The sequence below is a fragment of the Falsibacillus albus genome, from assembly GCF_003668575.1.
GTDB lineage: Bacteria > Bacillota > Bacilli > Bacillales > DSM-25281 > Falsibacillus > Falsibacillus albus.
This window is the reverse complement of record NZ_RCVZ01000005.1, coordinates 75,061-100,626: the sequence shown is the minus strand read 5'-3', so window position 1 is coordinate 100,626 and position 25,566 is coordinate 75,061. Positions and strand designations below refer to the sequence as shown.

Genomic DNA, 25,566 nt, shown 5'->3' with positions numbered 1-25,566 from the left:
GGACGTGAAGGTATGAGTTTTTTCAAAAAATTAAAAGATAAATTCACTGTTTCTACGGATTCAGTAACTGAAAAATTCAAGGACGGTTTAACGAAAACCCGCGATAATTTCTCCAACCGTGTCAATGATTTGGTCGCCCGCTACCGAAAGATCGATGAAGATTTTTTTGAAGAGCTGGAGGAAATCCTCATTCAAGCGGACGTTGGATTTGAAACGGTCATGGAGCTTGTGGAAGAATTGAAACTAGAAGTGAAACGACAAAACATGCAGGATCCCAAGGATGTCCAATCCGTCATTTCGGAGAAGCTTGTGGAGATTTATCAATCCGGTGAAGAGGCTCCCAACGAACTGAATATGCAAGAAGATGGACTGACTGTCATCTTGTTCGTAGGCGTCAATGGCGTTGGAAAGACAACGACAATCGGAAAGCTTGCCCATCAATTTAAGTCAGAAGGAAAAAAGGTCGTCATGGCAGCCGGGGATACTTTCCGTGCAGGTGCCATCGAACAGCTTGAGGTTTGGGGCGAACGTGTCGGTGTCGATGTAATCAAACAGGGGGCAGGATCAGATCCCGCAGCCGTAATGTTCGATGCGATCCAATCTGCCCGTGCGAGAAAAGCGGATGTACTGCTATGCGACACTGCTGGCCGGCTCCAAAATAAAGTCAATTTGATGAACGAGCTTGAAAAGGTTAAGCGTGTCATCGAAAGGGAGATCCCTGGGGCACCACATGAAGTCTTGCTCGTACTTGATGCCACGACTGGCCAAAATGCCATGATCCAGGCAAAAACTTTTAAAGATGCAACAAATGTAACGGGGATTGTCTTAACAAAGCTAGATGGGACCGCCAAGGGCGGAATCGTTCTCGCGATCAGGAATGAACTGCACATCCCGGTGAAATTTGTTGGATTGGGAGAAAGAATGGATGACCTGCAGCAATTCGATGCAGAGAAATACGTGTACGGGCTATTCTCTAACTTGATTGAAAAAGAAACGGATGAGGAATAGAACTCTTTCACAACATTGAAATAAAGTATTTTTATCAAGGGAAGCTGTGACGTTCCTTCGGCAAACAATCTGGCATGAGCGAACAATCCTGCCGATTGCCAAGGAAAGGAGCAGGTTCCCTTCTGCTTTTTACAATTGCTGAAAAGGAATTATGCCTAAAGGTTGATTGAAGCGAGCATCCTTCCGCGGAAATCAACATTGCACAACCTAGGGGGAATATCACCGCTCTCACGAAGGGTGAAGTAAAAGTCAGTTGAAATTACAGGGGAAGCCTTGACTTTCCTAGAAAATCTGTGTATTCTTCATATGTAAAGGTTTTTCACTTAACAAGGGGGAATGGACATGCTTGAAAAGACTACAAGGATGAACTATCTCTTCGATTTTTATCATTCCTTGTTAACACCTAAACAAAGCAATTATATGTCCCTCTATTATCTTGATGACTTTTCGCTGGGCGAAATTGCCGAAGAATATGAAATCAGCAGGCAAGCTGTTTATGATAATATAAAGCGAACGGAAGTCATGCTTGAGGAATATGAGGAAAAACTTCAATTATTTCAAAAATTTCAAGAGCGAACCAAAATTTTTCAAAAGATGAAGGAAACGCTTCAAAGCGAAACTGATTCAAAGAATGAATTATTTTCCATGCTGGAAAGGCTTGAGAAATTAGATTAGGAGGCGGCATATATGGCATTTGAAGGATTAGCCGACCGACTGCAGAACACGATACAAAAAATCCGTGGAAAAGGAAAAGTCAACGAAGCGGATGTAAAAGAAATGATGCGGGAAGTTCGCCTGGCTCTACTTGAGGCAGACGTTAACTTTAAAGTTGTAAAGGACTTCGTCAAGAAAGTAGGCGAACGGGCCGTCGGCCAGGAAGTAATGAAAAGCTTGACACCAGGGCAGCAGGTCATTAAGGTCGTACAGGAAGAGTTGACCCAGCTTATGGGCGGGGAACAAAGCCAAATTGCAGTGGCGAAACGTCCGCCGACAGTCATCATGATGGTCGGATTGCAAGGGGCAGGGAAAACGACGACAACCGGAAAGCTTGCCAATGTCCTGCGGAAAAAGTATAACCGAAAGCCATTGTTGGTTGCAGCGGACATCTATCGTCCAGCCGCGATCAAACAGCTTGAAACGTTGGGGAAACAACTCAGCATGCCTGTCTTTTCTTTAGGTGACCAAGTGAGTCCTGTGGAAATTGCCAAGCAGGCGGTCGAAAAGGCAAAAGAAGAACACCATGATTATGTTCTTATTGATACAGCAGGCCGTTTGCATGTGGATGAAGCGCTGATGGATGAGCTGAAGGACATTAAAGAAGTGACAAAGCCTGATGAAATCTTTCTAGTTGTCGATGCGATGACAGGGCAGGATGCCGTCAATGTGGCACAAAGCTTCAATGAACAGCTCGGCATTTCAGGTGTCGTCCTTACCAAGCTGGATGGCGATACCCGTGGTGGTGCTGCACTTTCCATTCGCGCCGTAACAGAAAAACCGATAAAATTTGTCGGTTTAGGTGAAAAAATGGATGCGCTTGAGCCGTTTCATCCTGAAAGAATGGCTTCACGAATCCTTGGCATGGGCGATGTTCTGACCTTGATTGAAAAAGCACAAGCCAATGTGGATGAAGAGAAGGCGAAAGAACTCGAGCAAAAGATGCGCACGATGTCATTTACGTTTGATGACTTTTTGGAGCAGCTTGGACAGGTTCGCTCAATGGGACCTTTGGATGATATATTGAAAATGCTTCCGGGTGCAAACAAAATGAAGGGCATCAAAGACCTTCAAGTGGATGAGAAGCAGATCAACCACGTTGAAGCAATCATTCGTTCGATGACCAAGCATGAAAAGGCCCATCCAGAAACAATCAATGCGAGCCGCAGAAAACGAATTGCGAAAGGAAGCGGAAGGACCGTACCGGAGGTCAACCGTCTACTTAAGCAATTCGAAGAAATGAAAAAAATGATGAAACAAATGTCGAACATGCAGCAAAAAGGCAAGAAAAAAGGATTTAAATTTCCCTTTATGTAGGGTAAAATGAAAGTGTTAAGAAAAAACACTTTACAAACAAAATACACATTTGTTATTATACTATCTTGTGTGAAACTATTCGGAGGTGCTTTAAAAATGGCAGTAAAAATTCGTTTAAAACGTATGGGAGCAAAAAAATCCCCTTTCTATCGTATTGTAGTAGCAGATTCTCGTTCACCGCGTGATGGTCGTCAAATTGAAACAGTAGGAACTTACAATCCTGTTGTTCAACCAGCACAAGTGAACATCGACGAAGAATTAGCTCTTAAATGGTTGCAAAATGGTGCTAAGCCATCTGACACAGTTCGTAACCTTTTCTCTAAACAAGGCATTATGGAAAAATTCCATAACGCTAAAAACAGCAAGTAATCACTGCTGATGAAAGATTTAATCTTGACAATTGTCAAACCTCTTGTCGATCACCCCGACGATGTGGATGTTCAAGTAACTGAAGACGATCGTCATATCACCTATCAATTATCGGTCCACAAAGACGATATGGGCAAGGTGATCGGCAAGCAGGGGCGTGTTGCTAAATCCATTCGAACTGTGGTATACGCTGCAGCAGGGTCTACACAACATAAGAAAATCTATCTTGAAATTGTCGAATAGGGAGGGATAACCTCCCTTTTTACATATCAAAAAAATGGCTATATAAAAACTCACATAGGTGTGGCACTAGCAAATTCCTCAAATACAACAACATGTACATACTCCCCTACCTTTCGAGGAAATACTCATGTAAAATCTTGCAGACAAATTTTTTCAAAACAATATAATACGGATCATCTCGGGGAGGTGTTTTTTAATGAAAATCATCCAAAAGGTTACCGTGAAACAGGTGTTGACTGAAAACAGCAAGCAAAAGCTTCTGGGAGATTACGAAAAAAGAAAATTCCAGCTTGGCAAAGAATGCGATCAGCTTCGCTTTGAGTTGAAAAAATTAGAAAAGACAAAGAAATATGCGTCAAACAATTTGAAGGGACACTTTGAAAAAGAGATCGAGTCTAGACAGGAGAAAATCAAGCTGGTAGACTTTCAAATTGACCAATTACATATCTTGCCGTTGGGCAGTGAATTGAAGGACCAAGAAATACAAAGTGTAATCGATGTCCAGATTGGAGACAATTGGGATGATATTTCTGCCGGGAAAACCTTGATCATTGAAGATGGGGTCATCAAGGATATACGCTAGAGGTGATGGAAATGAATAAATGGTTTAATGTTGGGAAAATTGTCAATACACATGGGATCAAAGGTGAAGTCCGTGTTATTTCAAGGACGGACTTTGCAGAGGAAAGATATAAGCCTGGAAACAGACTCTACCTATTTATGGACAAAGCTGAAAGTCCTCTTGAATTGATTGTGAAATCACATCGGGTTCACAAAAATTTTGATTTATTGACCTTTGATGGTTTTGAAAACGTAAACGATGTAGAGAATTTCAAGACAGGGATATTAAAAATAAAAGAAGAACAATTAACTGATCTGGATGAAAATGAATTCTATTTTCATGAAATACTAGGCTGTAAAGTAAAGACAACATCTGGTGAAGAGATAGGTGAGATTAAAGAAATCTTAACCCCCGGCGCTAACGATGTATGGGTGGTTAAAGGGACGAATGGCAAGGAACTTCTCATCCCATATATTGAAGATGTTGTGGTGGACGTAAATATATCAGACAAAATCGTGGTTATTGAACCGATGGAAGGGCTGCTTTCATGAAAAGTATCGATATCCTGACTTTGTTTCCTGAAATGTTCTCTGGCGTGTTCGGCCATTCCATCCTGAAAAAGGCAGCTGATAAGGAAATCGTACAATATAATGTCGTCAATTTCAGGGAATTCTCTGACAATAAGCACCAGCAAGTCGATGACTATCCATATGGCGGCGGGGCAGGAATGGTGTTGAAGCCTCAACCGATATTCGATGCAGTCGAGGATCTATCCAAAAAGAGCAAATCCTCTCCAAGGGTCATTTTGATGTGTCCGCAGGGTGAAAGGTATACTCAGGCAAAAGCGGAAGAATTGGCTAACGAAGACCATTTAATCTTTGTATGCGGGCATTACGAAGGTTATGACGAAAGAATCAGACAGCATGTGATTACGGATGAAATATCCATCGGGGATTACGTGCTTACAGGCGGAGAACTTGGAGCAATGGTCGTTGTCGACAGTGTTGTGAGGCTCTTGCCGGATGTACTGGGAAATGAAGATTCACCTGTAAAGGATTCTTTCTCCTCAGGATTACTTGAGCACCCACAATATACTCGTCCGGCGGACTTTCGCGGGATGAAGGTCCCGGAAGTGCTGCTATCCGGAAACCATCGCTTGATTGAAGAATGGAGAGAGAAGGAATCGCTGAAAAGGACACTCGATCGAAGACCTGATTTGCTGAAAAAATACCCGTTGTCCGATCAGCAAAAAAAGTGGCTGCAACAACGGAAAAATCCCCAGTAATTATATTGCATAACAAGTTTCGTTATGATATGATATTTTTTGTGGCTTGGGCAGATTCTTTCTATCCAAGTCCGTTGAAAACGATGTTCCGCTACAATGCAATTTCGTTTGTAAGAGCATCTGTTGGAAGGAGTTGAAATCGATGCACAAATTGATTGAAGAAATCACAAAAGAACAGCTTCGCAGTGATATGCCTACATTCCGTCCTGGTGATACAGTACGTGTACACGTTAAGGTTGTCGAGGGTACTCGTGAACGTATCCAGCTATTTGAAGGTGTTGTAATCAAACGCCGTGGCGGTGGTATCAGTGAAACTTTCACTGTACGTAAAATATCTTATGGTGTTGGTGTTGAACGTACTTTCCCAGTACACACACCAAAAATTGCGAAACTAGAAGTAGTGCGTCGCGGTAAAGTTCGCCGTGCGAAACTTTACTACCTACGTAGTCTACGTGGTAAAGCCGCTCGTATTAAAGAAATTCGATAATCAAGAGATAAAGGGGCTTGGAGACAAGCTCCTTTTTCATTCTTAAAAAAATCTTCATCCCATTTCAGATGACTAAACATCTATTAAATAGACCATGATTGAACTATAGATGTTTCAACCATTTGGCATTTGTGGAATATCTACATATATATTTCAAATATTGTTGAATCAGGTGGTGAAGGTTTTGGCGAAGAAAAAGAACGAGGCGTGGGAATGGGTAAAAACATTTATCATCGTTTTGGCCGCTGTGTTCCTGATAAGATATTTTTTATTTGCGCCAATTGTAGTTGATGGGTTATCGATGATGCCAACCCTTCATAATGGGGATCGAATGATTGTCAATAAAGTAGGGAAACCAAACCGTTTCGACATCGTGGTTTTTCATGCTCCGGAGCATAAAGACTACATAAAGCGCGTGATCGGCCTCCCTGGAGATAAAGTGGAATATAAAGATGATACACTTTATATTAACGGAAAAGCTTATAAGGAACCTTATTTGGATAAATACAAAAGACAAGTGGATGATGGTCCTTTAACTGAGGATTTTACATTGAAGGATTATATCGGCCAAGACCGCGTCCCAAAAGGGGAAATTTTTGTGATGGGTGACAATCGCCGCTACAGCAAAGACAGCAGGCATATTGGGACAATCCCCCTCTCAAAGGTAATTGGTGACACGCATGTCATCTATTGGCCCATGAAGGATATGAAATTGTTAAATTAGAACTTAATGCAATCAATAAAGGAACTGGAGGCGAATGGCCTTGACGATTCAGTGGTTTCCTGGCCATATGGCTAAGGCAAGGAGAGAAGTTTCCGAAAAGCTGAAACTCGTAGATATTATCTATGAATTGGTGGATGCAAGAATTCCACTGTCATCACGAAACCCGATGATTGAGGATATCATCGGCCAAAAACCAAGGCTCATCCTGTTGACGAAAGCGGATATGGCAGATAAAGAGATGACAAGAAGCTGGATTGAATTTTTTGAAAAAAGTGGCCAGAAGGCTATTGCCATCAATTCCCAAGCTGGAACAGGCCTGCATGAGATCGTGAAATATTCGAACGAATTGTTAAAAGAGAAATTTGACCGGATGAGAGCAAAGGGCTTAAAAAAACCGAGAGCAATACGAGCAATGATTGTAGGGATTCCGAATGTCGGAAAGTCCACCTTGATTAACCGGCTTGCCAAAAAGAATATCGCCAAGACCGGAAATACACCTGGCGTAACGAAGGCGCAGCAATGGATCAAAGTCGGGAAAGAGCTTGAACTTTTGGACACGCCTGGAATTCTCTGGCCTAAATTTGAAGATGAAGAAGTCGGGTATCGTCTGGCGCTGACAGGAGCCATTAAGGATACCATTTTAAATCTACAGGATATTGCGGTTTACGGATTGAAATTCTTAGAGGCCCATTACCCTGAGAGGCTCCATGAACGTTATCAGTTGGCTGAAGGGGTAGAGGTGGTCGAGATGTTTAATAAAATCGGCAGCTTGAGAGGTTGTCTTATGGGAGGCGGAGAAGTCGATTATGACAAAACCGCAGAACTGATCATCCGTGATATACGTGCGGAAAAGCTTGGGCCGCTGACATTCGATTTTCCCGAGTGATGATTGAAAAGATGAAAAGGGTTGACTGAAGACAAAGGAATTTTCCAACGACGATTTAGGAGAATTTCAATGACTTTTTGGTCAACTCTTTATTATTTTTTGAGTGTGTCGATAAATAAATTGAGATGATGGTGAATGAAGATGAAGTCAATGTCAATAAAAGAAATTGCCAGTGCTCTGTCCATGGTTGAGGATGAAGCCGATAAGTTCCTGATGGATTGCAGGAACGATGATCGCAAAGGCGTTCAGAAACTTGTGGCGCAATGGCAAAAAGCAAATGAACAGAGAAAGAAAGCAGAAAGAGATTTTCATGAGCTATTGAGATATGAAAGAGGATTGTGGGAGAGAGGCTTCGATTTGATAGCAGGCATTGATGAGGTGGGAAGGGGCCCTCTGGCAGGACCTGTTGTAGCCGCAGCGGTCGTGCTGCCGAAGGACTTTCGTTTGATTGGCATCAATGACTCCAAAAAATTGAGTGAAACAAAGAGAGAGCTATTTTATGAAGAGATCTATAAAGGGGCTATCCATGTCGGGGTCGGCATTCTTGCAGCGGAGGAAATCGATGCCTTGAACATCTATCAAGCAACGAAAAAGGCAATGCTTTCCGCGCTTAAAGGGTTAGGGGCTATGCCTGACTATTTACTGATCGATGCAATGGAATTGCCTGCACCCATGCCGCAGTCGTCCATCATCAAAGGCGACGCAGCCAGTGCTTCCATTGCCGCAGCATCTATCATTGCAAAGGTGACAAGAGACAGGATGATGAAGGAGTATCATCAGAAGTACCCGCAATACGGATTTGCCCAAAACATGGGCTATGGCACGAAAGAACATTTGGACGCCTTACATAAGTGGGGACCTACACCGATTCACCGGAAAACCTTTGCACCAGTAAAAAATTTATAACTTCTGCTGCTGGAGGCGTTTTGGAGAAATCAGGGATTAAATAGATTTTTTATCAGGGAGTGGGTTACATGGTTTCACCAGCAAGCAATTCAGTTAATCGAAGCAATGCCGACAACGTCCCAAAAAATCAAATCCGCAGTTTTAAATCAGGAGAAATCATCCATGGGACAATTAAAAAAATGTTTTCAAACGGTACGGCAGAAGTTCAGGTCGGTTCCCAGAAGTTGATTGCCAAGCTTGAAACGGGTGTGAAATTGACCGACTCTAATTGGTTTCAAGTTTCTTTTCAAAAAGGTGAATTGAGATTAACACCTATCCCGAATGTTCAAATTAGTGATAGTGGAATGGCAGAGGTGTTTAAAAACTTGAATCTCCCAGCGGATAATGCAACAAAAAAGCTGGTTCAATTCTTGATGCAAGAAAAATTGCCGCTGACCAAGGAGGTTATTGTCAATGCATCGCTGTGGCTGAAGGATGCCCCCACAATCTCCAAAGGACTGAAAGCGTTAAAGGTCATGTTCGAAAGAGGAATGCCTCTATCGAAAAGCATATTCCTTGCACTAACATCGATGGCAGAAGAAAATGGAATATCCGGACTGATGGACAACCTGCATGAAAAGCTTCTTCTTTCATCAAATAAATCTTCTACGACTGCCTCTCTGTTGTCGGTCATAAATGAATTAAAATCAGATGAAAGCTTGGCATATTCGAAAGCACTCACGATGCTGGTAAAGGATGCTGTTGGCCATGATAGCCACTCGACCGGTCATATCGACATTTTGAAATCAATTGGAGTTGCCGATCCTTCCATAGAAACTTCAAAGGGGTTTTATCGGTCTTTAATTGAGAAATTTCTGGCCAGTGAAATTCCCGATCAAGAAAAAGACCTGTCCGAATTCCAACATGTATTGAAAAACGATGCTTCTCTTGAAAAGTACATACCTGAATTAAAACGGCTGATCAACCAGTTGGGTGCAAATATCAAGGCTGCATCACCCTCTTCAGAAACTGATGACATCCTCGCAAAAACCAGTGAACTTATGGATGAGATGTCCATGGGAACAAAACCAACGCTAGAGAAGGTTTACAGACATTTTGTTAGTGGCTATGCCGTTTTGGCCAGTGGCAAAGAATCATTGATTGGTGAAGAGCAGCTCAGTTTGCTGCTGGGAACTTCCTTAAGTGAAGCTGCTTCTGAAATGAAACTATTGAGGGAAAGCGGTAAACAGCCCGAAGGTTCTCTAAACCTCGTGGAGGAAGCATTAACAGCGGTAAAAAGCGATTCACACCAGCTGGATAAGGGCGGCGTGCTATTGTTACTGAAACATGTGTTGGATCGCTTGGGTATCGACTATGAGTCAGGCTTATTAAAGGAGTCCGCCCAACCCGATCAGCTTCAGAATAAATTAAAGCCGTTACTAGTCCAATTCTTACAAGAAGGGCATTCGCAGGAGCTGAAGGATGCGGCCCAAAGGGTATTATCCCATTTGAATGGACAGCATATATTGAGTGTGGAGAATGGGCCGCTTCAAAATATTATCATGCAGTTTCCTTTCCAACTCCTTTCAACCTCAACAGATGTGACGCTGCAATGGACAGCTAAAAAGAGGGAAAACGGAGAAATCGACCCTGATTATTGCAAGATTCTATTTTACTTGAATCTACGAACTTTGAATGAAACGATCATTGACATGAACGTCCAAAATCGGGTTGTTTCCTTGACGCTCCATAATGAGAAGGAGTTGAATGAAGCTGCAGCCCCCTTTTTGCCGATCCTATCATCAGGTTTGGAAGCCATCGGCTATAAGCTATCATTCGTGCAGTGCAGACCGTTGGAAAAAACAGAAAAAAGATTGGGGCAAGATTGGATGCTTGACAGCAGCTCATCGTATTCGGGAGTGGATATGAAGGTATGAAAAAAAATACAAAATCATACAAAAGAAAAGAAGCGGTAGCGCTCAGCTATAAGGCTGAACAACAGCAGTCGCCGAGTGTAGTTGCAAAAGGGAAAGGGAAAATCGCGGAAAATATATTAAAAAAAGCAGAAGAACATAACATCCCTATCCAGGAAGATCCCAGTCTTGTTCAGTTATTGGGACAGCTGAATATACAGGAATCAATCCCCGAGGAACTCTATCAAGCGGTCGCAGAAGTATTTGCCTTTGTGTACAGGCTTGACCGTGAATCTAAGGATGAGAATGAATTATAGGACATTAAAAGTTTTTCCAAAAAAGTTTTATGCTCATTCGTTCTCAAAATCACATGGGGAATATATTTGATTTAACAGGTATAAATGTATAAATTACGCCCAGGAATGTTCTGAAATTTAAAACTAATATAATATTTGAGTCGAAACGGTAGACATATTTTCATACATTTTATACAATGAAAGCGCAGTCTATTTTTTGAAGAGTTTGATAGGAGGATGAATATGAATATCCATGAGTACCAAGGTAAAGAAATCCTCAGAAAATACGGGGTTGCAGTACCGAATGGAAAAGTAGCTTTTACCGTTGAAGAAGCAGTTGAAGCTGCAAAAGAACTAGGTACAAGCGTAAATGTTGTTAAGGCACAAATCCACGCTGGAGGACGCGGAAAAGCGGGCGGCGTAAAAGTTGCAAAGAATCTTGATGAGGTTCGTACATATGCAGAAGAAATTCTGGGTAAAACGCTGGTTACCCATCAAACTGGTCCTGAAGGGAAAGAAGTAAAGCGCTTACTTATTGAAGAAGGCTGCGATATTAAAAAGGAATATTATGTCGGCCTAGTTTTGGATCGCGCGACTTCACGCGTTGTTCTAATGGCTTCCGAAGAAGGCGGAACGGAAATTGAAGAAGTGGCGGAAAAGACGCCTGAAAAAATCTTTAAAGAAGTCATCGATCCGGTTGTTGGATTGACAGGCTTCCAAGCACGTAGAATCGCATTCAATATCAACATCCCTAAAGAGTTGATCAATAAAGCAGCTAAATTCATGATGGGTCTTTATACGGCCTTTGTTGAAAAGGATTGTTCAATTGCAGAAATCAATCCACTTGTTGTAACTGGCGACGGAAACGTCATGGCATTGGATGCGAAATTGAATTTTGATTCAAATGCTTTATATCGTCAAAAAGACATTCTTGAATATCGCGATCTTGAAGAAGAAGATGCAAAGGAAATCGAAGCTTCCAAGTATGATTTGAGCTACATTTCCCTTGATGGGAATATCGGATGTATGGTTAATGGTGCCGGTCTTGCAATGGCCACTATGGACATCATCAAGCATTACGGAGGAGACCCTGCTAACTTCCTGGATGTTGGGGGCGGTGCTACAGCTGAAAAAGTTACTGAAGCATTCAAAATCATTCTTTCCGATGAGAATGTTAAAGGAATTTTCGTTAACATCTTCGGCGGTATCATGAAGTGTGATGTCATTGCTTCTGGTGTTGTAGAAGCAGCTAAGCAAGTTGGCCTTTCTGTGCCTCTTGTTGTTCGCTTAGAAGGTACGAATGTTGATCTTGGCAAAAAGATCCTAAGTGAATCAGGAATCAATATCATCGCTGCAGAATCTATGGCTGACGGCGCACAAAAAATCGTTAACCAAGTAGGATAAGAAAGGCAGGGAAACGTAATGAGCGTATTCATTAATAAAGATACGAAAGTAATTGTACAAGGGATTACCGGTTCCACAGCTCTTTTCCATACAAAGCAAATGCTGGAATACGGAACGAAAATCGTCGCTGGTGTCACACCAGGAAAAGGCGGGTCAGAGGTAGAAGGAGTGCCAGTATTCAATACGGTTGCTGACGCTGTGAAAGAAACAGGAGCAAACGTATCAGTCATCTATGTCCCTGCACCATTCGCTGCAGATGCGATCATGGAAGCGGTTGATGCTGAATTGGATATGGCCATCTGCATCACTGAGCACATCCCGGTATTGGATATGGTGAAAGTAAAACGCTATATGGAAGGCAAAAAGACTCGTTTGGTAGGTCCTAACTGCCCTGGCGTCATCACCCCGGAAGAGTGCAAAATCGGCATCATGCCTGGTTACATCCATACGAAAGGGCACGTTGGTGTTGTTTCCCGCTCTGGTACGTTGACTTATGAAGCTGTTCATCAATTATCAGAAGCAGGCATCGGCCAATCGACAGCGGTTGGAATCGGTGGAGACCCTGTGAATGGGACAAACTTCATCGATGTATTGAAGGCATTCAATGATGACCCTGAAACATATGCTGTCATCATGATTGGTGAAATCGGCGGAACAGCTGAAGAGGAAGCTGCAGAATGGGTGAAAGCCAACATGACGAAGCCTGTAGTAGGCTTTATCGGCGGCCGTACTGCACCTCCAGGAAAGCGAATGGGCCATGCTGGTGCCATCATTTCCGGCGGAAAAGGAACTGCTGATGAAAAAATCAAAGTCATGAATGCATGCGGAATCGAAGTCGCTGAAACCCCATCAGTCATGGGTGAAACTTTGATCAAAGTCCTAAAAGATAAAGATCTGCTTGAAAAATGTAAAACTCATTAATCATAAAAGGCACAAGTGCTAGACTTTTTCAACAGATGATGCCCCTCTTTAAGAGGGGCATCCTTTTAGATTTCTTTCCGTATGATAATTTAATAGATTTTAAAAATGAATAGGAGGAAATAATGAACGAGATATTATTTGAACTGATAAAAATACATCATTCTGCCTCTCTGACAATCCAGCAATTTGTTAGGCTTATGAAAGCAGACCCCCATCTCACATCCTACCAAAGTTGGAATGCATCCACTTGGCAGAAAAACCTTCATCTCCCACTCAAAAAAACACTGCAAATAATTGAAAACCTCAACCGCATACCCTTCAAACGCTTGTTCCATACTTATGAAGAAAGGCAAATCCGCTATATAAGCATCCTGGACCCTGACTATCCTCCTCATTTAAAGAACATATATAACCCTCCATGGATTCTTTACACTCTGGGTAATGCGAATCTTCTTAACAGCAAGCAAATTGCCGTAGTAGGTTCGAGGCGTCCGCTGATGACATCTCAATATGCATTGAAGAAAATCCTTCCTGATTTGCTGGCCGATGGCTTTACAATTACAAGCGGATTGGCAAAAGGGATTGATGCAGAAGCGCACAAAATGGCCATAAGCCTTGGAGGAAAGACCATAGGAGTCTTGGGAAGTGGATTTTTTGAAATATATCCGCAGGAAAATCGCGGTCTTGCAGAGAATATGAAAATAAATCAGTTATTGATCTCTGAATACCCGCCATATCAAAGGCCGAATCGATGGCATTTTCCAATGAGGAATAGAATCATCTCTGGACTTGCATTAGGAACACTTGTGATACAAGCTTCAAAAAAGAGTGGATCTCTCATTACAGCTGAGCTGTCTTCCGAAGAAGGCCGTGATGTTTTTGTGGTTCCTGGCCCCATTCATTTTCCTCAATATGAAGGCTCGAATCTGCTCATTCAAGATGGGGCAAAACTGGTTCAAAATGGTCGTGAAATAATGGAAGAATTAAATCATTTTCTCGTTGAAAGACCAATAAAAAACAATTGATTATGTCAAAACAGTTGCATTTCATTTAAATATGTTATACATTTTGCAACAGAAACAAAAAAAGATGATCCTACCAATCAACAGGAAATATCCGGGACAAATGTGATTCAATTCTACTTTGGACTGTAAACGGTTTCGGATGTATAAAAAGATTTTTTTTCGTTGACAAATGAAACTAAGATAGATAAGATTTTCGCTTGTGGACAAAAAAGTCGTGTAAATACTAAATTATGATTTATGAAATTACTACCTCTAAGGAGGATTATGGATGTCAGATTTTTTAGTCATTGTGGAATCGCCGGCAAAGGCGAAAACCATCGAACGCTATTTAGGAAAAAAATATAAGGTTAAAGCATCTATGGGGCATGTGCGTGATTTACCAAAGAGCCAGATGGGTGTGGATACTCAACATAACTTCGAACCGAAATATATCACAATTCGCGGAAAAGGTCCGGTTCTGAAGGAATTGAAGACCGCTGCGAAAAAAGCGAAGAAAATCTACCTTGCGGCCGACCCGGATCGTGAAGGGGAAGCTATCGCTTGGCATCTAGCCCACAGCTTGGACATTGATGTCCATTCCGATTGCCGAGTTGTGTTCAATGAAATAACAAAAGATGCAATCAAGGAATCATTTAAGCATCCTCGCCCGATCAACATGGATTTGGTTGATGCCCAGCAAGCCCGGAGAATTCTTGACAGGCTGGTCGGATATAATATCAGTCCATTACTATGGAAGAAAGTGAAAAAAGGACTCAGTGCAGGAAGGGTTCAATCAGTTGCAGTCAGACTGATCATTGATCGGGAAAATGAAATTAAAGGATTCGTCCCGGAAGAATATTGGACCGTTGAAGCAGAGTTTCAAAAGGGAAAATCCAATTTCAATGGTTCCTTTTATGGGATAAACGGTAAAAAAGTTGAATTGAAATCGGAAGATGAAGTCAAAAATATTCTCAAGCAGATAAAAGGAAAAGAATTTGAAATTACGAATGTAACGAAAAAAGAGAGAAAGCGAAACCCTGCACCTTCATTTACTACTTCATCCCTTCAGCAGGAAGCAGCACGGAAATTGAATTTCAGGGCAAAAAAGACGATGATGCTTGCTCAGCAATTATACGAAGGAATTGAACTTGGAAAGGAAGGAACGGTCGGGTTGATCACCTATATGAGGACAGATTCGACACGTATATCAGAAGTCGCGCAAAAAGAGGCTTTCGATTTTATTCAAGATCAATATGGAAAAGAGTATACCCGAACTGATCAAAGGAGCGGCAAGAAAACTGCTAAGGCGCAGGATGCCCATGAGGCGATACGCCCGACCAGCACATTAAGGGATCCAAGTTCGATGAAGCCTTACTTAAGCAGGGATCAACTTAGGTTATACCGATTGATCTGGGAACGCTTCTTAGCAAGCCAAATGGCTTCAGCCGTCATGGACACGATGAGCGTGGATATTGCGAATGGTGAGATCATATTTAGATCGACCGGTTCTAAAGTCAAATTCCCAGGGTTTATGAAAGTGTATGTAGAAGGATCTGATGATCAACTCGAAGAAAAAGAGAATATGCTTCCGAAGCTGGAAAAAGGTGATATAGTCAAATCTGAGATGATCGATCCTAAGCAGCATTTCACTCAGCCGCCTCCACGATATACAGAAGCCCGGCTGGTCAAAACTCTGGAAGAATTAGGGATAGGGAGGCCGTCGACATATGCACCAACATTGGATACGATACAAAAAAGAGGATATGTCGCACTAGACAACAAAAGATTCATCCCGACAGAACTTGGGGAAATTGTCTTGGAATTAATTCTGGAATTTTTCCCTGATATCTTGGATGTCGAATTCACGGCAAAAATGGAAACAAGCCTGGATGATATTGAAGATGGAAATGTACAATGGGTGAAAATCATCGATGAATTCTACCGTGATTTTGAAATACACCTGGAAAAAGCGGAAAAGGAAATGGAAGAAGTTGAAATAAAAGATGAATATGCCGGGGAAGATTGTGAGCATTGTGGAAATCCCATGGTCTTTAAAATGGGGCGCTATGGAAAGTTCATGGCTTGCAGCAATTTCCCTGATTGCAGGAATACCAAGCCGATCGTAAAAGAAATTGGAGTGAAATGCCCGAAATGCAAATCAGGTAATATAATAGAAAGAAAAAGTAAAAAACGTCGAATTTTTTATGGATGTGATCAATTTCCGGAATGTGATTTCCTCTCATGGGATAAGCCACTTGAAAGAAGCTGTCCAAAATGTGATCAACTCCTAGTGGAAAAGAAATTGAAAAAAGGCGTTCAAGTGCAATGTACGAATTGCGATTACAAAGAAGAACCTCAAAAATAGCCGGAAAGGGTGGGCGAATAAGCTCACTCTTTTCTGTTTGTTTGTGGATGGCAAGATCTTATTAGATTGCGGCGTGGGTTGTTGCTCAATTTGACGTGGATGGGAGCGGCAGGTGCTGGACTCCTCTAAAATGCAAACACATTTTCCTTGTGAGTAATCAAACAACTCCACTGATTTGTAAGTCAAAAGTAAAGTCAACCCCGCTAAATCTTAATAAAATGAATTTTTGTAGGTAAATTCTTAAACTTGTGCTATTCTTATTTATGGTTTTTCTTTCGTATCATATAAGTTTATTGTACAATGCCAAAAGAGATGTAAAAGCAGGGAAGTAAACTCTGTTTTAAAGATATAGGAGGTTAGCATTAAATGACCCAAACTGTTAATGTAATCGGAGCTGGGCTTGCTGGAAGCGAGGCGGCTTGGCAAATTGCAAAACGAGGAATTAAAGTCAATCTATTTGAGATGAGGCCAGTGAGGCAGACGCCTGCGCATCATACGGATAAATTCGCTGAATTGGTCTGTTCCAATTCGTTAAGGGCCAATACACTTACAAATGCTGTTGGTGTACTTAAGGAAGAAATGAGGATGCTGGACTCAGTCATCATTAATTCTGCAGATGCATGCGCTGTACCTGCAGGGGGGGCGTTGGCGGTAGATCGCCATGAATTCGCTGCACGGGTGACAGAGAATGTGAAAAATCATCCAAATGTGACAGTATACAACGAAGAAATTACTGACATCCCCGATGGCATCACAGTTATTGCAACAGGCCCTTTGACGAGTGAATCACTTTCTGCAAAGCTGAAGGAATTGACTGGGGAAGAATATTTATATTTTTATGATGCAGCAGCACCAATCATTGAAAAAGACAGCATCGATATGGATAAAGTATATTTGAAATCCAGATACGATAAAGGCGAGGCTGCTTATTTGAACTGTCCAATGAACGAAGAAGAGTTCGATGCATTTTATGAAGCACTGATCAATGCCGAAACTGTTCCATTGAAGGAATTTGAAAAGGAAATTTTCTTTGAAGGATGCATGCCGATAGAAGTAATGGCTCAACGAGGCAAAAAGACCATGCTTTTTGGACCGCTGAAGCCTGTCGGGCTTGAAGATCCGAAAACAGGGAAGCGTCCATATGCCGTCGTGCAGTTGAGGCAGGATGATGCTGCAGGAACGCTATATAATATCGTTGGTTTCCAAACGCACTTGAAATGGGGACCGCAAAAAGAAGTACTTAAACTTATTCCAGGATTGGAAAATGCTGAAATAGTACGATATGGCGTAATGCACCGCAATACGTTCATCAACTCCCCGAGCGTATTGGAACCGACCTATCAATTTAAAAATAGGGAGAATCTATTCTTTGCCGGACAAATGACAGGCGTTGAAGGATATGTAGAGTCTGCTGCAAGCGGATTGGCAGCGGGCATAAATGCTGCAAGGCTTGCATTGGGTGAAGAGTTGGTCAAATTCCCGCATGAAACAGCGATTGGAAGTATGGCCAATTATATCACGACGACGAGCAAAAAGAACTTTCAGCCGATGAATGCCAACTTTGGTTTATTTCCGGACCTCCCAGTCAAAATCAGGGGGAAAAAAGAAAGAAATGAACAGCATGCGAATCGTGCGTTAGAAACAATTCAAAACTTTGTGAAAAGTTTGTAATATCAATTGCAAGGGCTACTAAATTGTGATAATATTTAGTAGCCCTTGTGAGGTGTTATGGAAATGGATCAAAATCCAACAAAATTATTACAATTGTTTATTGAATATTTACAAATCGAGAAACATTATTCAGAGTATACAATAGAGCAATACCGAAAAGAAATAAATGATTTTTATTTATTCATGAATGAGCAAGGTATAAAAGAGCTGGAAAATGTTGAATATTTTGATGCGAGGGTTTTTTTGACTCGACTGCATGAGCAGGAATATGCCCGTGCAAGTGTATCCAAAAAAATATCCAGTTTGAGAAGCTTTTATAGGTTTTTGATGAGGGAAAAGTACGTCAAGGAAAATCCCTTTTCCATGGTGTCTCAACCCAAATCCAATGTTCGCTTGCCTAAATTTTTTTATGAAGAGGAGCTACAGGTGCTTTTTGAAGCAGCTCATGAGCCGACTCTGCTTGGTGCCCGAAATCTCGCATTATTGGAGCTTTTATATGCAACAGGGATACGGGTGAGTGAATGTGCGGACATTCACTTGAAAGACATCGATTTTCACTTGTCGACAGTATTGGTTAGAGGGAAGGGCAAGAAGGAACGGTATGTCCTTTTTGGCAGCCATGCTCATGAAGCATTGGAGGAATACATAAATAATAGTAGGGGAAAATTAATGGGCTCAGCCGAGCATCCTTATCTCTTTGTAAATGCTCGCGGGAAGCATTTGACAGTAAGAGGGATTCGCTACATATTAAACGAACTTATCAAGAAAGCTTCTCTTACAAACAAAATGCATCCTCACATGCTGAGGCACACATTCGCCACCCATTTATTGAACCAGGGTGCAGATCTCCGAACCGTTCAAGAGCTTCTTGGACATGAGCATTTGTCATCCACACAGGTTTATACGCATGTTACGAAAGAGCATTTGAAGAAAACTTATATGGCTCATCATCCTAGGGCCTAATCACTCCGAAAGGGGAGGTAAATGAAATGGGAAATTTTCATGCAACAACAATCTTTGCAGTCCATCATCAAGGAAAATGCGCGATGGCTGGCGACGGACAGGTGACATTCGGAAATGCGGTAGTCATGAAACATACAGCCCGAAAGGTAAGGAAGTTGTTCAATGATAAAGTCATTGCGGGTTTTGCCGGATCTGTCGCAGATGCTTTCACGCTTTTTGAAATGTTTGAGTCAAAGCTTCAGGAGTATAATGGAAACTTGCAGCGTGCCTCTGTAGAGCTAGCTAAGCAATGGCGCAGCGATAAAGTGTTAAGAAAGCTTGAAGCTATGCTGATTGTCATGGATGAAACACATTTACTCCTCGTATCCGGCACAGGGGAAGTGATTGAGCCCGATGACGGAATATTAGCAATCGGATCTGGCGGAAATTATGCATTGTCTGCAGGCAGGGCCCTTAAACAACACGCAGGGGAGCATTTGACTGCAAAGGATATTGCGAAAGCTTCACTGGAGATAGCAGCGGATATTTGTGTTTATACAAATGGCAACATCATTGTTGAAGAGCTGTAAATAAAGGGAGTGAGCCGCTTGAACTTGAAAAAGGATAAAATGATGAGTTTGACCCCGCGTCAAATTGTTGAGAAGTTGGATCAATATATCATTGGACAGAAAGAAGCGAAGCGAGCTGTGGCGGTCGCACTAAGGAACCGCTATCGGCGCGGATTGCTCGATGAAAAATTAAAGGATGAAATCATCCCTAAAAATATCTTAATGATCGGTCCTACTGGTGTTGGAAAAACCGAAATCGCTCGTAGGATGGCTAAACTGGTGGGAGCCCCTTTTATCAAGATCGAAGCAACGAAATTCACTGAAGTAGGATACGTTGGCCGAGATGTAGAGTCTATGGTTCGAGACTTAATGGAAACGTCTGTCCGCTTGGTGAAAGAAGAAAGAATGGAATCGGTCAAGGAGAGGGCAGAGCAAAATGCAAATCGGCGCCTTGTCGATTTATTGGTTCCCGGAAGCAAGAAAAATTCGAATTATAAAAATCCATTTGAAATGATTTTCGGTGGCAATAATGGCAGTGAAAATGATGCGGAAAATGATTCAGCTGAAGAAAAAACCAATTACGAGAGAAAGAAAATCATCACTGATAAATTGGCAAAAGGCGAATTGGAGAACGAACTTGTAACCGTTGAGGTGGAAGAACAAGCACCATCCATGTTCGATATGCTTCAAGGCTCGGGAATGGAGCAGATGGGGATGAATATGCAGGATGCCTTCAGCAGCTTCATGCCCAAGAAAACGAAGAAACGCAAACTCACAGTCAAGGAAGCAAGAAAGGTGCTGACAAATGATGAGGCCCAGAAACTCATCGACATGGATGAAGTAACGTCAGAAGCTGTGTATAGAGCGGAGCAAACGGGTATTATCTTTATCGATGAAATCGACAAAATTGCAAGCAAAGGCTCGAACAGTTCTTCTGCCGATGTATCCCGTGAAGGAGTCCAGCGTGATATCCTGCCAATCGTAGAAGGATCTACAGTTGTAACGAAGTACGGTTCTATCAAAACAGACCATATTCTTTTCGTTGCTGCAGGTGCATTCCATATGGCTAAGCCGTCTGATCTGATTCCTGAATTGCAAGGAAGGTTTCCAATCCGCGTAGAGCTCTCAAAGCTCTCTGTCGAAGACTTTGTGAAGATTCTTGTTGAGCCTGACAATGCACTTGTCAAACAATACAAAGCATTATTGGAAACAGAAGGTATAGAAATTGAATTTTCTGACGATGCTATTCGTAGAATTGCTGAGACAGCTTTTAATGTCAATCAAAATACGGATAATATAGGTGCAAGGCGACTCCATACAATCTTGGAGAAATTGCTGGAAGATCTTTCATTTGAAGCACCTGAAATAACATTGGGCAAAGTGGATATCACTCCTCAATATGTGGATGAAAAACTAGGTGCGATTTCTCAGAATAAGGACTTAAGCCAATTCATTTTATAAAAGTTTGAATGGAAAGTCTGTGTGGTATATGAATTTAACGTACGGAAAATTACTGAAATTAGTTTAAATAATAGATGAACTTACAGTGTCACTAGGAGGAAAAATAATGAATTTATTAGCGAAAACAAGAAAAATTAATGCCATGCTTCAAAGAGCAGCCGGTAAACCGGTGAATTTTAAGGAAATGTCCGAGACGCTTTGTGAAGTGATCGAAGCGAATATCTTCGTCGTCAGCCGTCGCGGAAAATTATTAGGATATTCCATCAATCAGCAAATTGAAAATGAGCGTATGATCAAGATGCTTGAAGATCGTCAATTTCCAGAGGAATATACGAAGAACTTATTCAACATCAATGAAACTTCTCCTAACCTTGATGTCGAGAGCGAATATACGGCATTTCCGGTAGAGAACAAACAGCTTTTCCAAAGTGGCTTAACGACAATCGTTCCGATCATCGGAGGCGGTGAGCGTTTAGGCACATTGATTCTTGCACGTCTTGAAGCTAAATTCCTTGATGACGATTTGATCCTTGCAGAATATGGGGCTACCGTTGTTGGAATGGAAATCCTTCGTGAAAAAGCCGAGGAAATCGAAGAGGAAGCGCGAAGCAAGGCCGTCGTTCAAATGGCCATTAGTTCTTTATCCTACAGTGAACTTGAAGCGATTGAACATATCTTCGAGGAATTGAACGGAAATGAAGGACTTCTAGTTGCTTCAAAAATTGCTGACCGTGTCGGCATCACAAGATCTGTCATTGTCAACGCTTTGAGGAAACTTGAAAGCGCCGGTGTCATTGAATCCCGTTCATTGGGGATGAAAGGAACATACATCAAGGTGTTAAACGACAAGTTCTTATTGGAATTGGAAAAACTAAAAACAAACTAATTATAAATGCAGCCATTTCGATAGGCTGACTGAGACTGTGGATGAATTCGAAAGGAATTTCGAGTTTATCTACAGTCTTTTTTTATTGCACGTTGATATCCTGAAGTTTCATAAGAAATTATTGAGAGAGCAATTTCAAATGTCGTGATGGGATTTCAGTCGTTTTCATAAGGATCACCACCGCCTGCCCTCAGTGAAAATAAACATTACTTCTAGGCACCCCCCATCGTTCTTTCGACAGAGTTCATGTGCATCCCTACAAGAGTTTCATTCAAGCCCATTATCTTGAAAATGAAGGTTGCTGATTGAATGTCAGCCTTTTTTGTAAGGGGAAAAATAATAAATTGTTAATGAGTGAAATTGTCATTCATTCGTCATATTTGTAAAAGAATGAAGTAACTGTGTGAACCAAAGCTGTTCAGAAAATTGAAAACAAATGTATCTTTGGAACTGCATCATAAAAAGGAAAAATAGAAATCCAGCAAAAATAATATTTAATCGGATTATTTGTGTCAATATTTATGGGTATATTTTACCTTTTATGATGATTGCCTTATATATTTGGCGGATTTTATTTCCGACTGGAAAAGAATATGGTATTCTATCCATATAATGTCGAATGGTGTCAAAGATTGATACAGGTAAAAAGACCCTTTCGCAAAAATGGTCCTTATGAAGTGGGCGAAAACCTGAAGCTATCATAGACACAAAGCTTTTAAATTATTACAATAGTTATTGGGTTTTTGGGAATTTTGTAAAAAATGATAAATACTTGTCATATTTATGGTTAGGAGTGTACAAATTGAGATTATTTTCTAACACTGTGGGGACGATTGAGCAGGCGCTAGATTATTCCGCGCTGAAACAAAAAGTGATTTCACAGAACATTGCAAATGTGGACACGCCCAACTACAAAGCGAAGGATGTAAGTTTCAAGAAATTTTTAGAAGAAGCCAACTCAAGTCAGGTGGAAGCCTATAGAACCGATCCAAAGCATTTTTCTTTTACGAGTTCCAGTGAAAGCCCGGCTGTCATTTCGCAGGCAAATGTTCGATATAATGAAAACGGTAATAGCGTGGATGTGGATAAAGAAATGTCAGATCTCGCATCGAATCAAATTTACTTTGATGCATTGACATCGCAATTAAATAATCAGTTCTCCATTCTGCAGGCTGTGATCAAGGGAGGCAAGTGATCATGAATATGTTTCATAGCATGAATGTGACCTCTTCGGCACTTACAGCCCAGAGGCTCAGAATGGATGTTATCTCGTCCAATATGGCGAACGTCGATACGACAAGAGGAGAATATAAAAAAGATGAAGTTGTGAACGGGAAGCTGGTAAAAGCTCATTGGGAGCCGTACCGGCGAAAGACCGTTGAACTTGCGCCAAAGGATGCTTCATTCAATTCTTTATTAAACACGGCAATGGGCAATGGGGGAACCATTGGAGATGGCGTCAAGGTTAGCCGGATCAAGGAAGATACAACAACACCTTTTAAAAAGGTCTATGATCCCAGCAACCCAGATGCTGATAAAGATGGATTTGTAAATATGCCAAACGTTGATCCGCTTAGAGAAATGGTGGACTTGATCAGTGCCACTCGTTCGTATGAAGCCAATGTAACCGTCTTTAACTCATCAAAGGCTATGATGATGAAATCATTGGAAATAGGAAGATAAAAGGAGGCATTCATTTATGGGCTTCGGTCAAATTAATTCGATTGCCGATTCGGTTTTACGACCGTTGGATGCAACAAAAGTTCAAAAAAATTTAGAAACGCCAAATGAAGCACAAGCCAAATTCGCAGACTTTTTAAAAGAGTCCTTGAACGCAGTGAATAATTCACAAGTTGAATCAAACAAACTGACTGAAAAAATGGCAAATGGCGAGAATGTTGATTTGCACCAAGTGATGATTGCTGCGCAAAAAGCCAATATTACGATGCAGACGACAATTGAACTAAGGAATAAAGCTGTTGAAGCTTATCAAGAGATTATGAGAATGCAAGTGTGATAACGGTTATCCACTCATAAGAAGAATATAGAGAATAACCGGGGGATTGTCATGAATGAAACTTTACAAAACTATTTGAACAAAATAAAACGTTTTTGGGCAGGGCGTTCAAAAAATCAAAAAACAATGTTGGTAGGCTCTCTTATATTCTTAGTAGTCTTAGTATCAGTTGTGAGTTACTTTGCTACGAGGGAAACAATGGTGCCGCTATACAGTAATCTATCCGCCAGTGAAGCAGGGAGCATCAAAGAAAATCTTGATGGGAAAGGCATCCATTCTGAAGTGGCGGATGGAGGGACTACGATCAAGGTTCCCGCTCAGGATGTAGATACACTCAAGGTGCAGCTGGCATCGGAAGGAATTCCTAAGTCGGGCAGCATCGACTACTCTTTTTTCAGCCAAAATGCAGGCTTCGGGATGACCGATAATGAGTTCGATGTGTTGAAGCTCGATGCCATGCAGACAGAATTAGCCAATCTCATCAAAGGGATTGATGGAGTGAACGATGCAAAAGTGATGATCAACTTGCCTGACAAGGGGATTTTTGTATCGGACCAACAGGAGAAAGCTTCGGCATCGATTGTATTGAACACAAAATATGGATTCCAGATGGATCAGAAGCAAATAAAATCTTTGTATCACTTGGTTTCTAAAAGTGTTCCGAACCTTCCTACAGATAATATCGTCATCATGAACCAATATTTTGAGTATTTCGAAATGGAAAATGAAGATTCTTCTCTTTCTGGAAAATTTGCTCAGCAAATGGATGTGAAAAAACAGATCGAAAAGGATATCCAGCGCCAGGTGCAAAATATGCTGGGCACATTAGTTGGATTTGACAAAGTCGTTGTATCCGTATCAGCTGATATAGACTTTACCCAGGAAAATAGGGAAGAAAACCTTGTTTCTCCTGTTGATCAGAATAATTTGAAGGGGATTGAGGTCAGCGCCAAGCGCATAACCGAGACCTTCTCCGGGAAAGGGGCGGTTCCTGGAGGCAGTCCAACAAGTGAAACAACAAGTGATACACCAACCTATCAGGGTTCACAGGATTCGAACGGCGATTATGAAAGAAAAGAAGAGACGATCAATAATGAAGTGAACAAAGTCCGCAAACAGATTGTGGAAAGCCCATATAAGGTAAGGGATCTCGGCATTCAGGTCATGGTAGAACCGCCCAATCCAAAAGATCCTGCATCATTGCCGCAAGGACGTGTGGATGATATTAAACAGATTCTATCCACAATCATCCGAACCACCGTCGATAAGGATTCCGGTACGGATTTGACCCAAAATGCCCTTCAGGACAAAGTCGTTGTATCCGTACAGCCATTCAATGGGAAGATACAGATGGATACCGCTGCTAAATCGGTTCTTCCTTGGTGGGTATACGTCGTAGGCGGCATATTGTTGGCCATTATCGTCCTGCTATTCTTGTTTTTATTCAGATCGCGTAAAAAAGAAGAAATTTCTATTGAAGAAGAAGTAGAGCCGTCCAAGCCAATCTATGTCCAGGACGTAAATCAAGAAAAAGAGACAGAATCTACAGTGAAAAGAAAGCAATTAGAAAAGATGGCGAAGGATAAACCAGAAGAATTCGCCAAGCTTTTGCGGACTTGGCTAGCAGAAGACTAGAG

General features: G+C 41.6%; 27 protein-coding genes. All 27 read left to right on the top strand.

Translation table 11 applies throughout. The annotated features are described in order from the left end of the window. Positions 1-12 precede the first annotated feature (12 nt). The 27 genes from ftsY to fliF all read left to right on the top strand — a co-directional run bounded on the left by ftsY (position 13) and on the right by fliF (position 25,564). Positions 13-1,008 (top strand): signal recognition particle-docking protein FtsY, encoded by a 996-nt coding sequence (ftsY, locus tag D9X91_RS09105; protein ID WP_121680297.1) that lies wholly within the window; start codon positions 13-15, stop codon positions 1,006-1,008. A 342-nt stretch (positions 1,009-1,350) separates the two neighbouring features. Further along, entirely contained in the window at positions 1,351-1,683 is a 333-nt protein-coding gene (locus D9X91_RS09100) for a putative DNA-binding protein (protein ID WP_121680296.1), read from the top strand. A gap of 12 nt (positions 1,684-1,695) precedes the next feature. Then, a complete protein-coding gene (ffh, locus tag D9X91_RS09095) occupies positions 1,696-3,039 on the top strand; it encodes a signal recognition particle protein (RefSeq protein WP_121680295.1) in 1,344 nt (447 codons plus the stop codon). Between the two features lie 96 nt (positions 3,040-3,135). Continuing rightward, positions 3,136-3,408, top strand: a complete 273-nt coding sequence (rpsP, locus tag D9X91_RS09090; protein ID WP_121680294.1) for a 30S ribosomal protein S16 — start codon at positions 3,136-3,138, stop codon at positions 3,406-3,408. Between the two features lie 9 nt (positions 3,409-3,417). Beyond that, positions 3,418-3,651 (top strand): KH domain-containing protein, encoded by a 234-nt coding sequence (locus D9X91_RS09085; RefSeq protein WP_121680293.1) that lies wholly within the window; start codon positions 3,418-3,420, stop codon positions 3,649-3,651. Between the two features lie 196 nt (positions 3,652-3,847). Then, complete coding sequence (locus D9X91_RS09080; RefSeq protein ID WP_121680292.1) at positions 3,848-4,234, top strand: YlqD family protein; 387 nt, start codon at positions 3,848-3,850, stop codon at positions 4,232-4,234. A gap of 11 nt (positions 4,235-4,245) precedes the next feature. Further along, on the top strand, positions 4,246-4,764 hold the full coding sequence (gene rimM, locus D9X91_RS09075) for a ribosome maturation factor RimM (RefSeq protein ID WP_121680454.1): 519 nt from the start codon (positions 4,246-4,248) through the stop codon (positions 4,762-4,764). Then, positions 4,761-5,498 (top strand): tRNA (guanosine(37)-N1)-methyltransferase TrmD, encoded by a 738-nt coding sequence (gene trmD / locus D9X91_RS09070; protein ID WP_121680291.1) that lies wholly within the window; start codon positions 4,761-4,763, stop codon positions 5,496-5,498. The genes rimM and trmD overlap by 4 nt, the downstream gene beginning before the upstream one ends. A gap of 142 nt (positions 5,499-5,640) precedes the next feature. After that, positions 5,641-5,985, top strand: a complete 345-nt coding sequence (gene rplS / locus D9X91_RS09065; RefSeq protein ID WP_121680290.1) for a 50S ribosomal protein L19 — start codon at positions 5,641-5,643, stop codon at positions 5,983-5,985. A gap of 184 nt (positions 5,986-6,169) precedes the next feature. Beyond that, complete coding sequence (lepB, locus tag D9X91_RS09060; protein ID WP_121680289.1) at positions 6,170-6,709, top strand: signal peptidase I; 540 nt, start codon at positions 6,170-6,172, stop codon at positions 6,707-6,709. Between the two features lie 40 nt (positions 6,710-6,749). Next, positions 6,750-7,595, top strand: a complete 846-nt coding sequence (gene ylqF, locus D9X91_RS09055; RefSeq protein WP_121680453.1) for a ribosome biogenesis GTPase YlqF — start codon at positions 6,750-6,752, stop codon at positions 7,593-7,595. A 141-nt stretch (positions 7,596-7,736) separates the two neighbouring features. Further along, positions 7,737-8,501 carry a ribonuclease HII gene (locus tag D9X91_RS09050; protein ID WP_121680288.1) on the top strand — a complete coding sequence of 255 codons (765 nt, stop codon included), beginning with the start codon at positions 7,737-7,739 and terminating at the stop codon, positions 8,499-8,501. Positions 8,502-8,569: 68 nt separating this feature from the next. Beyond that, entirely contained in the window at positions 8,570-10,417 is a 1,848-nt protein-coding gene (locus tag D9X91_RS09045; RefSeq protein ID WP_121680287.1) for a hypothetical protein, read from the top strand. After that, a complete protein-coding gene (locus D9X91_RS09040; RefSeq protein ID WP_121680286.1) occupies positions 10,414-10,710 on the top strand; it encodes an EscU/YscU/HrcU family type III secretion system export apparatus switch protein in 297 nt (98 codons plus the stop codon). Before D9X91_RS09045 ends, D9X91_RS09040 begins: the two co-directional genes overlap by 4 nt. Before the next feature lie 222 nt (positions 10,711-10,932). Next, positions 10,933-12,093, top strand: a complete 1,161-nt coding sequence (sucC, locus tag D9X91_RS09035; protein WP_121680285.1) for an ADP-forming succinate--CoA ligase subunit beta — start codon at positions 10,933-10,935, stop codon at positions 12,091-12,093. An 18-nt stretch (positions 12,094-12,111) separates the two neighbouring features. Next, the gene (sucD, locus tag D9X91_RS09030) at positions 12,112-13,014 is read left to right on the top strand and encodes a succinate--CoA ligase subunit alpha (RefSeq protein WP_121680284.1); all 903 of its coding nucleotides are present in this window, start codon (positions 12,112-12,114) and stop codon (positions 13,012-13,014) included. A gap of 122 nt (positions 13,015-13,136) precedes the next feature. Further along, positions 13,137-14,039 (top strand): DNA-processing protein DprA, encoded by a 903-nt coding sequence (gene dprA, locus D9X91_RS09025; protein WP_121680283.1) that lies wholly within the window; start codon positions 13,137-13,139, stop codon positions 14,037-14,039. Positions 14,040-14,307: 268 nt separating this feature from the next. Beyond that, positions 14,308-16,383, top strand: a complete 2,076-nt coding sequence (topA, locus tag D9X91_RS09020; RefSeq protein ID WP_121680282.1) for a type I DNA topoisomerase — start codon at positions 14,308-14,310, stop codon at positions 16,381-16,383. Between the two features lie 366 nt (positions 16,384-16,749). After that, the gene (gene trmFO / locus D9X91_RS09015; RefSeq protein WP_121680281.1) at positions 16,750-18,054 is read left to right on the top strand and encodes an FADH(2)-oxidizing methylenetetrahydrofolate--tRNA-(uracil(54)-C(5))-methyltransferase TrmFO; all 1,305 of its coding nucleotides are present in this window, start codon (positions 16,750-16,752) and stop codon (positions 18,052-18,054) included. Positions 18,055-18,117: 63 nt separating this feature from the next. Next, the gene (gene xerC / locus D9X91_RS09010) at positions 18,118-19,017 is read left to right on the top strand and encodes a tyrosine recombinase XerC (protein WP_121680280.1); all 900 of its coding nucleotides are present in this window, start codon (positions 18,118-18,120) and stop codon (positions 19,015-19,017) included. Positions 19,018-19,043: 26 nt separating this feature from the next. Beyond that, positions 19,044-19,586 carry an ATP-dependent protease subunit HslV gene (hslV, locus tag D9X91_RS09005; RefSeq protein ID WP_121680279.1) on the top strand — a complete coding sequence of 181 codons (543 nt, stop codon included), beginning with the start codon at positions 19,044-19,046 and terminating at the stop codon, positions 19,584-19,586. A 39-nt stretch (positions 19,587-19,625) separates the two neighbouring features. Further along, positions 19,626-21,026, top strand: a complete 1,401-nt coding sequence (gene hslU, locus D9X91_RS09000) for an HslU--HslV peptidase ATPase subunit (RefSeq protein ID WP_121680452.1) — start codon at positions 19,626-19,628, stop codon at positions 21,024-21,026. Positions 21,027-21,132: 106 nt separating this feature from the next. Then, a complete protein-coding gene (gene codY, locus D9X91_RS08995) occupies positions 21,133-21,912 on the top strand; it encodes a GTP-sensing pleiotropic transcriptional regulator CodY (RefSeq protein ID WP_121680278.1) in 780 nt (259 codons plus the stop codon). 802 nt (positions 21,913-22,714) lie between these two features. Next, a complete protein-coding gene (flgB, locus tag D9X91_RS08990) occupies positions 22,715-23,107 on the top strand; it encodes a flagellar basal body rod protein FlgB (protein WP_121680277.1) in 393 nt (130 codons plus the stop codon). A 2-nt stretch (positions 23,108-23,109) separates the two neighbouring features. Then, positions 23,110-23,595, top strand: coding sequence for a flagellar basal body rod protein FlgC (flgC, locus tag D9X91_RS08985; RefSeq protein ID WP_121680276.1), 486 nt, complete (start codon positions 23,110-23,112; stop codon positions 23,593-23,595). Positions 23,596-23,611: 16 nt separating this feature from the next. Continuing rightward, positions 23,612-23,929 (top strand): flagellar hook-basal body complex protein FliE, encoded by a 318-nt coding sequence (gene fliE, locus D9X91_RS08980; RefSeq protein ID WP_121680275.1) that lies wholly within the window; start codon positions 23,612-23,614, stop codon positions 23,927-23,929. A 51-nt stretch (positions 23,930-23,980) separates the two neighbouring features. Beyond that, entirely contained in the window at positions 23,981-25,564 is a 1,584-nt protein-coding gene (fliF, locus tag D9X91_RS08975; protein WP_121680274.1) for a flagellar basal-body MS-ring/collar protein FliF, read from the top strand. The last annotated feature ends 2 nt before the right edge of the window (positions 25,565-25,566 follow it).

Coding starts and splice junctions, on each gene's coding strand:
- sucC (WP_121680285.1), top strand. CDS start 10,933: ATGAATATCCATGAGTACCAAGGTAAAGAAATCCTCAGAAAATACGGG.
- trmD (WP_121680291.1), top strand. CDS start 4,761: ATGAAAAGTATCGATATCCTGACTTTGTTTCCTGAAATGTTCTCTGGC.
- fliE (WP_121680275.1), top strand. CDS start 23,612: ATGGGCTTCGGTCAAATTAATTCGATTGCCGATTCGGTTTTACGACCG.
- trmFO (WP_121680281.1), top strand. CDS start 16,750: ATGACCCAAACTGTTAATGTAATCGGAGCTGGGCTTGCTGGAAGCGAG.
- hslU (WP_121680452.1), top strand. CDS start 19,626: ATGATGAGTTTGACCCCGCGTCAAATTGTTGAGAAGTTGGATCAATAT.
- ffh (WP_121680295.1), top strand. CDS start 1,696: ATGGCATTTGAAGGATTAGCCGACCGACTGCAGAACACGATACAAAAA.
- D9X91_RS09080 (WP_121680292.1), top strand. CDS start 3,848: ATGAAAATCATCCAAAAGGTTACCGTGAAACAGGTGTTGACTGAAAAC.
- D9X91_RS09100 (WP_121680296.1), top strand. CDS start 1,351: ATGCTTGAAAAGACTACAAGGATGAACTATCTCTTCGATTTTTATCAT.
- ftsY (WP_121680297.1), top strand. CDS start 13: ATGAGTTTTTTCAAAAAATTAAAAGATAAATTCACTGTTTCTACGGAT.
- rplS (WP_121680290.1), top strand. CDS start 5,641: ATGCACAAATTGATTGAAGAAATCACAAAAGAACAGCTTCGCAGTGAT.
- rimM (WP_121680454.1), top strand. CDS start 4,246: ATGAATAAATGGTTTAATGTTGGGAAAATTGTCAATACACATGGGATC.
- D9X91_RS09045 (WP_121680287.1), top strand. CDS start 8,570: ATGGTTTCACCAGCAAGCAATTCAGTTAATCGAAGCAATGCCGACAAC.
- D9X91_RS09050 (WP_121680288.1), top strand. CDS start 7,737: ATGAAGTCAATGTCAATAAAAGAAATTGCCAGTGCTCTGTCCATGGTT.
- topA (WP_121680282.1), top strand. CDS start 14,308: ATGTCAGATTTTTTAGTCATTGTGGAATCGCCGGCAAAGGCGAAAACC.
- sucD (WP_121680284.1), top strand. CDS start 12,112: ATGAGCGTATTCATTAATAAAGATACGAAAGTAATTGTACAAGGGATT.
- D9X91_RS09040 (WP_121680286.1), top strand. CDS start 10,414: ATGAAAAAAAATACAAAATCATACAAAAGAAAAGAAGCGGTAGCGCTC.
- rpsP (WP_121680294.1), top strand. CDS start 3,136: ATGGCAGTAAAAATTCGTTTAAAACGTATGGGAGCAAAAAAATCCCCT.
- D9X91_RS09085 (WP_121680293.1), top strand. CDS start 3,418: ATGAAAGATTTAATCTTGACAATTGTCAAACCTCTTGTCGATCACCCC.
- xerC (WP_121680280.1), top strand. CDS start 18,118: ATGGATCAAAATCCAACAAAATTATTACAATTGTTTATTGAATATTTA.
- hslV (WP_121680279.1), top strand. CDS start 19,044: ATGGGAAATTTTCATGCAACAACAATCTTTGCAGTCCATCATCAAGGA.
- dprA (WP_121680283.1), top strand. CDS start 13,137: ATGAACGAGATATTATTTGAACTGATAAAAATACATCATTCTGCCTCT.
- fliF (WP_121680274.1), top strand. CDS start 23,981: ATGAATGAAACTTTACAAAACTATTTGAACAAAATAAAACGTTTTTGG.
- codY (WP_121680278.1), top strand. CDS start 21,133: ATGAATTTATTAGCGAAAACAAGAAAAATTAATGCCATGCTTCAAAGA.
- flgC (WP_121680276.1), top strand. CDS start 23,110: ATGAATATGTTTCATAGCATGAATGTGACCTCTTCGGCACTTACAGCC.